Genomic DNA, 12,992 nt, shown 5'->3' on the forward strand with positions numbered 1-12,992 from the left:
ACAAAAAGATTTCTAAAACATTTCGATTCATTCTTCAAATAATTGTTCGTTGTTCAACTTTTTACGTTCGAGCACTTTCAGATTCGTCTCGTGGTCGGTTTGGTCGAAGAAGAGCCCTGCGACTTTCATGAAGCGAAAGTCGACCTTGTTCCCGTATCGGTCGGTATAGTCGATCTGCTCGATCCGTAAGTACCCGTGGTCTTCGGTCGCGCTCGAGAACCGTTCGAACTTGAACTGGCGATCGACTACATAATAAAAGCGTCCTTCTTCTTTATAATAGATCTGCTCGACACCGTATTCCCTTTTCAGGTAATGCTCCATCGAGTTTTCACTTACGATGTTCAGCATCGTCATGCACCAGCCGAGGATTAATAATAGAAGAAATGCTTTCATCCACCACATGAATCGATTCGATGAGACAGGTGTAACCGGTAGGGGTTTGAGCGAATAGATGAGATCTCGCTTGTCTTTCATGTTGCAACTCCGTTCACCAAAAAGACCGGTGTCTCCACCGGTCCTAAGGAATTAGTATCCTGCGTATTGAAGCGATTGGATAAATGCGCGTTTCTCTGCACCCGATAAGTTGAACTCGAGGTCGTAATCCGTTCCTTGGACCATGACCGTGATCCGGTTTTCCGGACGGACGTACTTGTCGACGAAGCTGATGAGTTTCGCATCTGGTTCGAACAAGTATGACTCTTCGACCGAGCCGTCGTCGAACTCGTCATAATAGACATCGTACTCGTCGATGTTTTGCGAATATGTCGCACGACCGACACGGAGCGTCAACTTCTCAAATCCAGCGACCGATCCGTCCTCTGTGTAACTACTGAGGAGGAACCCGAGGCCCGACTTCGACGGATGTCCGAAGAAGAGTGGTACGAACGTGTCCGCATACTTCGTCGTCGCATCTGCATAGAAGACTTCTTTATGAACCGTCACCTTCATCCCTTCAAAGTAGACACGGTGGAAGTTGTTGTAGAGCGCGTGCTGTACCGTGATCGCTTTTGGTTGGCTGACGTTGCCTGCACCGTCACGGATGACGAGTGACATCTTCTGCCCCATCGCTTGACGCGGGATCTTCACGATGAACTTCCCAGTCGACATGACCGGTGCCGTGTATGACTTCGTGCCAATCTTGACGATGGCTGTCGCATACGGCTCGGCTTTTCCGAAGACACCATATGATGCCGCCGTCACGGACTGTGTCAATGTCGCCGTTCTCGGTGCGACGCGGTCTTTGTAGACGCTACGTTTCGAGACGTCGCTCGTCGCGCCTTTCGTCGTGATCGTCTTCGCCGAAAGCCATGAGTAGGCCGGTTGCGGCGCGATGCCACGACGGTAGAGACCGTTCGCATCGAACTTCCCTTTATACGTGCTGCTGCCGATCGAGAGCTCGACGTATTGTCCCGGCTCCCCGACGACGCGCACTTCACGTGACGTCTCTGTCAACGGTTTGATGACCGGTGCGTCAGGACGTGCTTCTGGATCTTCTGCGACGATGGCGCGTGTCGTGTCACTCACGTTGCCGCTCGCGTCGACGAGACGGACGTCGATAACTTTGCCGACCGATTGTGGTGACATCTTGAAGACGGCCTCGCCACCTTCTAAGATGGTACGGACGTACGTCTTACCGTTGATCAAGATCTCCGCTTTCGCAGCCACTTCACCAGTGATCGTGAGTGATGTCGATGTGTGGTATGGTGCCGATAATACAGGTGCGTCAGGAGCAGTAACGTCTTCCGTCGTTTCTGCGTTGACGATTGTCGAAGGCGCGATACCTCCGAATGCGAGTGTGCCCGCAAGGAAAAGTGCTGCATATTTCGGTTGCTTCATAATAAGTAGGGTCCCCCTCAAGAATAATGACAATCGTTTACAAAATTATTATAATCTGTCCTTTTTCAAAAGGGTACATAAATTTTCTAAAATAGGTATAATTTTTTCAAATTCACATTTCCTTCATTTAATAAAAAAAGACACCCCACTGTTTGGAGTGCCTGAACGCTTAGCCTTCGTTAATCATCGTCGCCTGTCCGCCTTGCCATAACCAGACGCCATCTTCTTTCACATAAAGATGAAGCATCCAGAACCGACCTTCGTAGGCGTTCGTGCCGATGATGAACTTCTCTTCTAACAAGAGTTGGACGACAGCGAGGTCGCCGCGTACCGTCTCATCGAACGTGACCGTGTCCTGTGCGATCCATTGAATCGCTGTCGGGTCGACGTACTGGTCTAAGAACGTCTCTTTATCGAACTGACGCCCGCTCGAATCGACATATCGGAACGAGTCGTGCATGAGCGCCCGCATCGCGTCGAGATCGCCGGCCACCTGATGGGCCGACCGGTCGTCAGAAAGTTGTTTCATGTTGAGTGTCTCCATAGTTGTCCCTTCCTTTCCCCGTTTATCATAGCACAGATGACCGCAAACGAACGAGCGGAATGCCGAGCGCTGAATCTCTCAATCATTTCCCTTTTATCGAAATATGCAACCTTTTTCGCATTTATAAAGGATATACTAAAAATTGTAAATTTCATGAACCGAGGTGGAAATATTGAAACGAATCTTCAGTTTGCTCTTTTTCTTTACCCTACTTTGGACGCTTACCGCACAGGCGGTCGGGTCAGACGCCATGCTTCGTGCTGGCACGACCCTTTATGCTGATCCAGACGAATCAATGGTTCTCTTAGTGACCAATCAACCGGAACGTGTGGAAATCTCAACTTCTACCGAAACGCATACGGCTGTTACCATCGCTTCTCAAACAGGATTCGTTCGAAACGACGACGTCCTTTATGCCGTCACACGTTACGTCCACACCGAAACAGATGCGCTCGATGAGGCAGGAAACCTTGTTAAGACACTCCCCATCGGGACAGCGGTCGACGTCTTCGACATCGAAGGCGATCTACTTCTCACGACGGACGGGACATATGTTTCTCGTGACGCCCTCGGAGAGACGGCCCCGGAGACTGTGACCCGTTACGCGAAAGCAGGTGCGCTCGTCTTGTCCGAACCAGACGGGGAAACAATCGCCGAGCTCGAAGCCGGGCAAACCTTGAACGGCTTCCTCGTCGATGGACAGTTGCGTATCAATTTGAATGGGGAGATCGGATATATCCCGCTCTCGATGACGAATCGGATTCCATTTAAGACGGACTCACAATTCGTTCTGACGACATCTTCATATATGAATGAAGACGGTGAGATCGTCGGGACGATTGTCCGAGGCAAACGAGTAAGTGTATATGGAACGAATGGCTCGATGGCCCGCCTCTATCAAAACGGCGCATATGTGTATATGAACCGAGACGTATTAGCCGCGAAGATGCCCCGCTACGCTAAAACGGGGAGTCGTTATGCTCAAAAAGAGGTATCGATTTATTTAGACACAGACAAGAAACACGTAGTCGGCTCACTCAAACGGAGTCAACTCGTCAGCATCTATGGGACAGATGATTTGTTCACCCGTATCTATTACAACGGACAATATGTCTTCGTCGAATCCGCATCACTCGGAACGACGGAACCGCCATATTTGAAAACTGGTGAGCGCTACATCACGAAGAATACACCTGTCTATGCTCGGACGATGAAATCATCCAAGACGACCTTGTCCCTGAAGCGTGGACAACTCGTCTATATCTATGGCACCCGAGGAGGCTATACCCGTATCTTCACGAAAGGGAACTACTACTTCGTCCCGACGAGTGTGACAAGTACGAAGAAACCGCCTCGCTTCGAGTCGACCGGGAAGCGTTACAGTCGTTATGACGAGGTGGAAGTATACGCCTCGACCTCTGTCGTGAAACAGGTTGGTTCATTAAAACGCGGTCAACTCATCGAAACATACGGGACGAGTGGGTACTACACGCGCATCCGTCTGAACGGGGCATATCGCTATGTCGCGACCGGCTACCTCGCCGTCTCGAAACCGACCGCGAAGCCAAAGGCAGGAACGGTCTTCTATACGCAATTCAACGGGACACCGTACTTCTCGGCTGACGTTGCATATGGTCGTCCGGCCGGCACATTGCCACGTGGAACGAAACTCGTCGGACTCCGCTCGATCGATGCCGACTTCTGGCACGTTCGTCTTCCGTCCGGGAAACGCGTATACGTGTTGAACCCATATATCGCCGAGACGAAACCGAAGGCGATTCAGCCGGCGAGCGTCTATACGGCCGCCCACTACCGGACGACGAAGAAGACACCGTTCTATGCAAACCCGAACGACACCCGTCCGATCGGCTATCTCGATGCCGGACGTCGCATCTACCCACGCGGGAAGAGTGGCGACTCGTATCTCATCCAGTACGACTGGCGCCCCGTCTACGTCAAGACGAAAGACATCCGCATCAAGCAGGATGCCTTGTTAAAAAAACGCGATACCTCACAAAGAGAACGCATGATTGCCGTTGCCGTGAAACATCTCGGAACGCCGTACACATGGGGCTCGCAGTCACCACTGAACGGTGGATTCGACTGTTCCGGTCTCATCCATTATGCGACGAACCAGGCCGGGAAGATCGGCGGGCGCACGAACGTGTCGGGCTATTGGTATAGCGGACACTTCAAGAACAAACGGACAGGCATCACGAGTGGTCGTCGCGGAGACATCATCTTCTTCGCCGGCACGTACAAATCGGGCCCATCCCACATCGGCATCATGCTCGATGACGAGTTCTTCATCCATGCCGGGGGCGAGATGCTTCAAATCAACTCGATTCACGACCCGATGTGGCGCCCATACTTCTTAGGATACAAATCGTTATAAGGGGGATGCTCCATGTTTGACTATATCGATCCGTTCTTATGGCAACTCGTGATCGTTCCAACGTTGACGATCGGACTAGGCGTCGCCATCGCACTGCACCTGAAGCGCTTGTCTTTCGCTCCCTTGATCACACTGATTGCCTACTGGGGCATGGAGTGGTTCATGTATCGGGGCACCCTCTTCTTCTTTACGAAGTGGTGGCTCCTTCCCCTCCTGGCATTGGGGATCACGTTCACGTTCATCGGAAAACGTCCGGTGGAGCACGCTTCGATCAAATGATGCTTGACAACGCATCTTTATCCCGTTAAAGTAACGATAACATTCATACGAACTCGCGATGAGAAAGAAGAGTAGCGCGAAGGGACGTCTTCAGAAAGCCGGTGGTCGATGCGAACCGGTGTCGTGCCTTGCGTGAATGGGCTTTTGAGCGTTCAGACCGACATGTAGGCTCTGACGGGTCCTCCCGTTATCGGGGACAGCGAATGATGGTTCGCGATGAGTGGGAAGACAAGGCGTCTTTCAACGAAGGTGGCAACACGGGGAATCTCCTCGTCCTTCATGTCCGATTGGGCATGTGGGACGGGGAGATTTTTTGTTTGAGCGATTGGAGGTGGGCTGGTGACGTACCACGGATATACGCACCGCGGTCATCGTATACGAACAAGACGTGCCCCTCTCGTTCGTGGATGAACTGAACGAGAGGGTACGTTGTGAATTCTCCGTTCAAACGCGGTTTCGATTTCGTATAAAAATCTTGATAACAAATCGCCTCGAGGAGCGGTCGCACACGGATTGCGGACTTGTCCGCTACCGGCACCGTGAACATCCATAACGGTTCGTCATCGAACATGCACGATGTGGCGGTCGTCTTGAAGCGTACCGATTTGTCCCGGATGTAACGGAACAGACGGGTCGGTTTGACGGGCTGTCCATATACATGCCAAACGATCCGGATGGGGTCACCCTCTTCGAACAACGCATCAAACAATTGCTGGGCATGACGAACAACAGCCTCAAAATATTCAAGATTCAGTTCATCGGATTTAATACCAAGGTAAGGTGACAGCATGTCCTCGAGTTCGATGTGCTCGGTCAACGCTTCGCCTGAAAATTGGTCAGGTCGTAAAACTGACATCGGCATATCCCCTTTCTACTATCCATTATAAGGAGGTTTTTTCAATGCAACAACGGATCATCAATGGTGACGAACTCACACCGGTGGCAATCTTCCACCGACTGCAAGGTGAACGAAAGGTATTACTCGAAAGTCGCGCGGAAGGCAAACACGGCCGCTACTCTATCATCGCGGCGAACCCAATCGAGACGATCCGGGTCGACGGGAACGCTGTGACGGATGCAACGGGGACGGTCTATGCGGACGACCCGCTCCATGCCCTGTCGGAACGGACCACCCGTGACGACCTCACTGCCCCGTACCCGTTCATCGGCGGTGCCGTCGGCTATATCGGCTACGACTTGCTTCGGGTGTATGAGCCAATCCCCAACACGCCGACCGTGACGCGTGATTTGCCGGACGCACTCTTTCAGCGCTATGAGACGGTCGTCTTATACGACCACTTCGAAGAACAGGTCATCTTGATCGATACAAGCGAGACGGATGCGACGATGCGACTCGAGGCCATCCGCGAACAGCTCGAGACTCCGGAGACGCACGCCCTCGAACCGGTCGTCCGGACGAGCGAGCAGATTTTGACGCCGAAAGATGAATTCATCGACCGTGTGCTCCAGGCGAAAGAGGCGATCCTTGCGGGCGAGGTGTTCCAACTCGTCTTGTCGCAACGAATCGACGCGACGTTCACCGGGGACCCGTTCCACTTTTACCGGACGCTGCGGAAACAAAATCCAAGTCCGTACTTGTTCTACATCGACCTCGGGGAAGCGATCGTCCTCGGTGCCTCACCAGAGAGTCTCGTCCGGGTCGAGAACGGCAAAGTGACGACGAACCCGATCGCTGGGACACGCCCTCGTGGGAAGACCGTCGAGGAAGACATGCGTCATGCAGAGTCACTCCTTCAAGACGAGAAGGAACTCGCCGAACATCGGATGCTCCTCGACCTCGGACGGAACGATATCGGGAGGGTCGCCAAAGTCGGCACGGTCACCATCCCGAAACACATCGAGCTCGAACGGTTCAAAAACGTGATGCATCTCGTCTCGGAAGTCGAAGGGGATTTACGTGACGATGTGACCCCAATCGATGCGCTCCGTGCCTGTCTTCCGGCCGGTACCGTCTCCGGGGCTCCGAAGATTCGCGCGATGCAGTTGATTGACGAGCTCGAGACGGTGAAACGGGAAGTCTACGCCGGGGCGGTCGGCTATATTGACGTCCGTGGCGGATTCGATTTCGCCCTCGCCATCCGGACGATGGTCGTCCAAGGTGACACGGCCCATGTCCAAGCCGGTGCCGGCATCGTCTATGACTCAGACCCGGTGTCGGAATATGAAGAAACGCTGCATAAAGCCAAATCCCTTTTGGAGGTGTTCGCATGATTCTCCTCATCGATAACTACGATTCGTTCACGTATAACGTCTATCAGGATGTCGCCCGATTCAGTGATGTCTGTGTCATCCGGAACGATGAACATACTATAGAAGAAATCCGTCGCATGAACCCGAGTGGCATCATCCTTTCTCCCGGTCCCGGCGGTCCACAAGACGCCGGTGTCTCGCTCGCGGTCGTGCGACAATTGTCCGGCTACATCCCGATTCTTGGGGTCTGTCTCGGTCACCAGGTCATCGCCGAGGCGTTCGGTGGGGTCGTCGGACGGGCGAACGAGGTGATGCATGGGAAAGTGTCGCGCATCAATACGGTGCCAGGCGTCCTTTTCGAAGGCTTGTCGATGGACGTCATGCGCTATCACTCGCTCGTTGTACAAGAGACCGAACTGACGATCACGGCGGAGACGACAGACGGTGTCATCATGGCACTCGAACACCCGACCCATCCGACGTACGGTGTCCAGTTCCATCCCGAGTCGATTGGGACCCCGGACGGACGTGGCATCTTCGAGCGCTTCGTCCAGCTGTGCACGAAAAAACCGGGGCACGTGTCCCCGGTTTGAGTGTCAGCCTAAAAAATCTTCCCGCTGAAAATCATGCTTGTCGATCTTGATGTTGTCACATGCCACTCCGTTTGTCCGGAGCACGTGGATTGTTTCGCGCAACAGCTCGTCACTACCGACGATGTAGAACAAGGCGCCCTTGTCGGATGCCATCCTCTCTACGCGTTCGTAGTAGTCTTTCCGACTCGGCACGAACTCTGACGTGAAGTGCTCGTTCGATTCGAAGACGTCACCAAACAGATACGCCTTCGACGAATCGACGTTCAACGAATGGAGATGCGGGACACCTTCCCCGTTCGCCAAGTACTCGAGGACGACGGGACGGAATGTCGCCAGTCCGACCCCAGCCGATAAGAGATAGACGCTCTTCCCACTCCGTTCGAGTGGGACGTTCGAATGTGTCTTGAACAAGGCAACCTTGTCCCCCGGCACCATGTCGCGAAGGATCGATTTGAACGTTGAGCATTCAGATTTGATGCGGGTCGTGATCCCGATTGCCCCCTCGTTTGGCAATGTCGAGATTGACATATGGCGGACGAGGCTCCGATCCGGCTTGTCCCCGGCGTTGAACCCTTCGAGCGCGAGATGCGTGTGCGCCCCTTCCTGCCACGTGAACTCAGGTGGTAAGGCGAGATGGAACGTGTATGTATCCGGTGCCTCGGCCACTACTTTGGTGATCGGTGTCCAGTCAATTTTCATGTGAATCCTCCTCATTTATAAAGTCTGAAGTATTGGTAATACTGTGGTCTAAAGTTACCGTGATTTAACCTGGCTTAATACACCGCAATCGGCCCATACGGCCCTTCGATGATTTCTAGTTTCGTCTCAAAAATATCGGATAAGATCTTCGCGTCCATGATCTCATCGACCGTTCCGAACGCAGCGATCTGTCCGTCTTTCATCGCACAGATGCGATCCGAATATTTCGCCGCGAAGTTGATATCGTGGAGCACCGTGACGATCGTCCGTCCGAACTCGTCGGCGACGTGGCGCAAATACTCCATCATCTGTACCGAACGGGCGATGTCCAAGTTGTTGAGCGGTTCATCGAGGAGGACGTATTCCGTCTCCTGACAGAGCACCATCGCCACATACGCACGCTGCCTTTGCCCCCCTGAGAGCTCGTCGAGATAGCGGTTCTCGAGCGCGGTCAAATCGAGGAAGTCGATATATTTCGAGATGATGGCCTCGTCCTCTTTCGTGAGGCGCCCTTTCGAGTAAGGGAAACGCCCGAATCCGGCGAGTTGTCGGACCGTGAGCCTTGTCACGAAGTGGTTCTCTTGGCGCAGGATGGTGATGATTTTCGCCAAGTCTTTCGATTTCGTGCTCGACACGTCCATGTCGGCGACTTGGATCTGTCCCTCGTCTAAGTTGAGCAACCGTCCGATCATCATGAGCGTCGTCGATTTGCCCGCCCCGTTCGGCCCAATGAGTGAGGTGAACCTGGCTTTCGGGATGTCGAGCGTGAGCGGTCCGATGTGGACATCGTCTGTATACGATTTTTTGACTTGTTCGATTTGAATCATAGCGACCTCTTCCTTAGAATGACGGCCAAGAAGATGAGTCCGCCGAACAGTTCGATGATGACGGAGACGACACTTGGCGTCTGGAATATGTGATACATAAAGAAATACGCGCTCGTCAGGACGAAGAACCCTAGGGCGAACGCCATCGGAAAGACATACTTATGGTCATACGTCGAGGCGACCTGATAGCTGAGCGTCGCGACTAAAAATCCAAAGAACGTGAGCGGTCCGATGAGCGCCGTCGAGACGGACATGAGGAGTGAAATCAGGACGAGCGTGTAGATGACGCTCCTCCGATGGTTCATCCCGAACGTTGTCGCGACGTCCTTGCCGAGTGCGACGATATTCAATCGATTCGAGAACAGGAACAAGAGTGTCCCGGCGATGACGACGATCGGGATGACGATGGGAAAGTACGCCACGTCGGCATTCGTCACCGAGCCGAACAGTCGTGCCTGCAGGATATCGAACTCGGACGGGGCGAGCATGCGGCGCATGAACGACGACACCGAGTTCAGACCCGTCCCGATGATGATCCCAATGAGTAGCATGAGCTGCAGGTTGGCGTATTTCCCTGACAAGAGCCATCCGTAAAGGAGGAGACTCATCGTCACCATGAGGCCGACCTGTGTCAAGAAGGCGCTTGTCCCCGAGAAGCCGATCAACGCCCCTGCCCCGAAGAAGAAGACCATGCTCGTCTGAATCGTCGAATAGAGCGCGTCAAATCCAAGCAGCGATGGCGTGATGATGCGGTTGTTCGTCACGGAGTGGAATGCGACCGTCGCAAGACTTTGACAGAGTGACGCAATCAACATCGTGACGATGGCGACGATTCGCCGTTCCACGACCGGCACGAATGACGGAGAGTCCATCGGGACCGGATTGTTATAAAGTAGAAGCCCGAGCGCACACAACAGTCCGCCGAGAATGAAGGCACTTAAGAAGAGCCAATAGCGCCTGCTCGCCCGTTTCGATTGAAACGCTGAGGCATGACGTTCTTCTCTCAATTCCCCGATTGATACTTCGACACCGTCTCGTTCCATGACCGTACTCATCGAACCCCTCCCTTCTTCCGTTGTCGTATCAAGATCATGATGAAGACGATTGCCCCGACCGTCCCGAGAATCAGTGAGACCGGGAGTTCGAACGGCATGATGATCGTCCGTGAAATCAAATCACTGACGAGAATCGCACCCATCCCGACAAGACAGACCCATGGCAAGTTGCTGCGTAAATCATCCCCGCGGAACATCGAGACGAGGTTCGGGACGATGAGTCCAAGGAACGGTAAATTCCCGATGACCGTCGCCACGACCCCGACCGATAAGGCGATGAGCCCCGTCGCCATCATCATGAGCTGGTTATAGTTCACGCCGAGACTCGTCGCAATGTCTTCCCCTAATCCCGCGAGCGTCAAGCGATTCGCCAGTAAGAAGATGAGCACTGTCACGACGATGATGACCCATAGGTACTCGTAGCGCCCGATTTGCACCGAGGCAAACGAACCGACGAACCAGCCCTCGATCGCCTGGCTTGCTCGGAAGAATAGACCGAGGAACGTCGAGATGGCGGAGATGACCGCCCCTAACATGAGCCCGATAATCGGCACGATGAGCGATGAACGAAGTTTGACCGAACGTAAGAACCAGAAGAAGACCATCGTCCCGATAAACGAGAAGACGATCGCCCCGGTCATCCGCATCATGAGGCTCGGTGCCGGTACAAGTAAGTAAACGGTGAGCAGTCCGAGTCCCGCCCATTCGAGCGTCCCCGTCGTCGTCGGTTCGACGAGTCGGTTTTGCGTGATGAGCTGCATGACGAGCCCCGCCATCGCCATCGCCGCACCCGTCAGCATGAGGGCGATCGTCCGTGGGACTCGGGTGATCCAAAACATATCGAATCCGTCTGTCCGTGACAGATCGTACACCCCGGTAAAGAGCGACAGCACCGCCAAACCGAGGACGATGATCACGGTGAACATGAACGACTTCGTCCACAATCTAGAAAAGGAGGGCTGAGACATCGTCTCAACCCTGGCTGTCAAAGGTTTTTGCATGACGGAACCTTACTTCGCGAGCGCTTCCGTGACACTGTTGAAGAATTCTGCGTATGTTTGAATCGATTCGTTCAAGTACGTGTCTTTCGGGGCATAGACGATTTGCTCTTTCGTCACAGCCGTCGTCTTTTGAAGCGCCGGTGCGTTGTCAATCACGTCCTCTGCTGGTACAGCACCTTCCGCGTTACCAAGTGGTGCGTCACGGTCGAGGACGAACAACCAATCCGGGTTACTTTCCGCAATGGCTTCGACGGATACTTCGTCACCTTCGTGGTCACCTGTCGTCTTCTCGACTTCAAGGGCTGGGACCCATCCGAAGATGTCGTACATCGGTCCGAACACGCGTCCCGTCACCGGTGCTGAGAACCCAATGTCTCCACCCGATACGATGACCGACATGATTGTGTCTTCTCCGTTGTATGCCGCTTTCGCGTCTTCAATCGATTTCTCGAGGTCCGCGACGATGGCATCGGCTTCTGTGTTTTTGTCAAAGATTTTTCCGAGTGTGAGCGTCGTGTCCGTCAATCCTTTGACTAAAATCTCACCCGGTGTGCCTGAATCCTCTGGGATTTCGATGTTCAAATCGATGACCGCTGCTTCCGGTACCAACTTTTTGATGTCCTCGTAGTAATCTGCGAAACGTTGACCGACGATGACGACGTCCGGGTCAACTCCCGCAATCGCCTCTAAGTTCGGCTCGAAGTGCATGCCGACGTCTGCGATGTCTTTGTCAGATGCGTATGGTGACTCCGCTGGAAGGAGTCCGATCGGTGCCGCCACCAAGTCGATGTCCCATGCTGCCAATGTCTCGAACGTCCGGTTATCAAGGGCGACGACCTTCTCCGGGTTGACCGGTACCTCGATTGTGCCGTGTGCGTCTGTAATTTCGACCGTCTCTGTCTTTGTTGCGCCGTCGACGTTTTCTTCTTTCTTCGTCTCACTCGTTCCGCCACATGCGGCGAGTACGAAGACGAGCAACGTCAACATGAGTGAAATCTTGAATTTCCCCACTTCATCCATCTCCTCTGTATGTAAAGTTCAATGATTTTCATATCTGGAACGAGTCGCGTTGGTTATGTATGTCTATTCTCACGTACTCATTCTCATTGATAATGATTATCATTGTCGTTTTCATCAAGTAGCATAGCAAACAAAATGTGGATGCGCAATGCCAATTTGACAAGATTCGGATAGGAAAATTTTTCTTTCTATAAATGCACGCACAAAAAAAGAAAGTGGAGGTCCACTTTCAAAGTTACTCATTGTCAGTCGAATTTCGTTTTCGATTGAGAATGATATAGGTGGCGAATAAGACGAACGTATACGTCGCTGAAAAAATCACGATACTCAATAATCCGTCCGGTATGATTTTCGTGATGAAGAACAGCGAGAATACAACCGAGAAAAACAAATACGGTCCTCGATCGTCAGTCGATGTGTCTCGCCAGTAAATGATCAAGATGACAAGCGCAAGCGGACCGCAAAGGGCATACAACATAAAAAATGGTACACGGCGCATTAGAAACGGAATGTTCTTCGGTTCGTCCATCTG

The 12,992-nt window shown here is 53.0% G+C and carries 14 protein-coding genes and 1 other annotated feature; of the genes, 4 read left to right on the top strand and 10 right to left on the bottom strand.

All coding sequences use genetic code 11. The features are described from left to right. Positions 1-27: 27 nt before the first annotated feature. From KNO66_RS08015 to KNO66_RS08025, 3 genes are all read right to left on the bottom strand, one after another. Positions 28-474, bottom strand: coding sequence for a hypothetical protein (locus tag KNO66_RS08015; protein ID WP_214741925.1), 447 nt, complete (start codon positions 472-474; stop codon positions 28-30). A 51-nt stretch (positions 475-525) separates the two neighbouring features. Beyond that, on the bottom strand, positions 526-1,836 hold the full coding sequence (locus KNO66_RS08020) for an Ig-like domain-containing protein (RefSeq protein ID WP_214741926.1): 1,311 nt from the start codon (positions 1,834-1,836) through the stop codon (positions 526-528). Between the two features lie 169 nt (positions 1,837-2,005). Continuing rightward, positions 2,006-2,380 carry a nuclear transport factor 2 family protein gene (locus tag KNO66_RS08025; RefSeq protein ID WP_251127321.1) on the bottom strand — a complete coding sequence of 125 codons (375 nt, stop codon included), beginning with the start codon at positions 2,378-2,380 and terminating at the stop codon, positions 2,006-2,008. Between the two features lie 163 nt (positions 2,381-2,543). On the opposite strand from KNO66_RS08025, the gene KNO66_RS08030 reads away from it, so the two are divergent. Together KNO66_RS08030 and KNO66_RS08035 are read left to right on the top strand one after the other, a co-directional pair. Beyond that, the gene (locus KNO66_RS08030) at positions 2,544-4,775 is read left to right on the top strand and encodes a C40 family peptidase (protein ID WP_353048548.1); all 2,232 of its coding nucleotides are present in this window, start codon (positions 2,544-2,546) and stop codon (positions 4,773-4,775) included. A 12-nt stretch (positions 4,776-4,787) separates the two neighbouring features. Next, positions 4,788-5,054, top strand: coding sequence for a hypothetical protein (locus KNO66_RS08035; RefSeq protein ID WP_214741928.1), 267 nt, complete (start codon positions 4,788-4,790; stop codon positions 5,052-5,054). A 49-nt stretch (positions 5,055-5,103) separates the two neighbouring features. After that, positions 5,104-5,335 (top strand) — a binding site (T-box leader). Here the strand turns inward: KNO66_RS08035 and KNO66_RS08040 are convergent. Continuing rightward, positions 5,332-5,910 carry a DUF3885 domain-containing protein gene (locus tag KNO66_RS08040; protein ID WP_214741929.1) on the bottom strand — a complete coding sequence of 193 codons (579 nt, stop codon included), beginning with the start codon at positions 5,908-5,910 and terminating at the stop codon, positions 5,332-5,334. (Overlaps the previous feature by 4 nt.) 44 nt (positions 5,911-5,954) lie before the next feature. On the opposite strand from KNO66_RS08040, the gene trpE reads away from it, so the two are divergent. Then, complete coding sequence (gene trpE / locus KNO66_RS08045) at positions 5,955-7,286, top strand: anthranilate synthase component I (RefSeq protein WP_214741930.1); 1,332 nt, start codon at positions 5,955-5,957, stop codon at positions 7,284-7,286. Beyond that, positions 7,283-7,858: an anthranilate synthase component II gene (locus KNO66_RS08050; RefSeq protein ID WP_214741931.1), complete on the top strand. Its 576-nt coding sequence runs from the start codon at positions 7,283-7,285 to the stop codon at positions 7,856-7,858. Before trpE ends, KNO66_RS08050 begins: the two co-directional genes overlap by 4 nt. A gap of 3 nt (positions 7,859-7,861) precedes the next feature. On the opposite strand, the gene KNO66_RS08055 is transcribed toward KNO66_RS08050, so the two are convergent. The 6 genes from KNO66_RS08055 to KNO66_RS08080 all read right to left on the bottom strand — a co-directional run bounded on the left by KNO66_RS08055 (position 7,862) and on the right by KNO66_RS08080 (position 12,989). Continuing rightward, positions 7,862-8,557: a dihydropteridine reductase gene (locus KNO66_RS08055; protein ID WP_214741932.1), complete on the bottom strand. Its 696-nt coding sequence runs from the start codon at positions 8,555-8,557 to the stop codon at positions 7,862-7,864. A 74-nt stretch (positions 8,558-8,631) separates the two neighbouring features. Then, entirely contained in the window at positions 8,632-9,384 is a 753-nt protein-coding gene (locus tag KNO66_RS08060; RefSeq protein WP_214741933.1) for an iron ABC transporter ATP-binding protein, read from the bottom strand. Beyond that, on the bottom strand, positions 9,381-10,439 hold the full coding sequence (locus KNO66_RS08065) for an iron chelate uptake ABC transporter family permease subunit (protein ID WP_214741934.1): 1,059 nt from the start codon (positions 10,437-10,439) through the stop codon (positions 9,381-9,383). Before KNO66_RS08065 ends, KNO66_RS08060 begins: the two co-directional genes overlap by 4 nt. Continuing rightward, positions 10,436-11,440 carry an ABC transporter permease gene (locus KNO66_RS08070; RefSeq protein ID WP_214741935.1) on the bottom strand — a complete coding sequence of 335 codons (1,005 nt, stop codon included), beginning with the start codon at positions 11,438-11,440 and terminating at the stop codon, positions 10,436-10,438. The genes KNO66_RS08065 and KNO66_RS08070 overlap by 4 nt, the downstream gene beginning before the upstream one ends. A gap of 9 nt (positions 11,441-11,449) precedes the next feature. Further along, positions 11,450-12,460 (bottom strand): siderophore ABC transporter substrate-binding protein, encoded by a 1,011-nt coding sequence (locus tag KNO66_RS08075; RefSeq protein WP_214741936.1) that lies wholly within the window; start codon positions 12,458-12,460, stop codon positions 11,450-11,452. A gap of 235 nt (positions 12,461-12,695) precedes the next feature. After that, positions 12,696-12,989, bottom strand: coding sequence for a hypothetical protein (locus KNO66_RS08080; RefSeq protein WP_214741937.1), 294 nt, complete (start codon positions 12,987-12,989; stop codon positions 12,696-12,698). Positions 12,990-12,992 lie beyond the last annotated feature (3 nt).

This window comes from Exiguobacterium sp. s48, assembly GCF_018617395.1.
Taxonomy (GTDB): domain Bacteria; phylum Bacillota; class Bacilli; order Exiguobacteriales; family Exiguobacteriaceae; genus Exiguobacterium.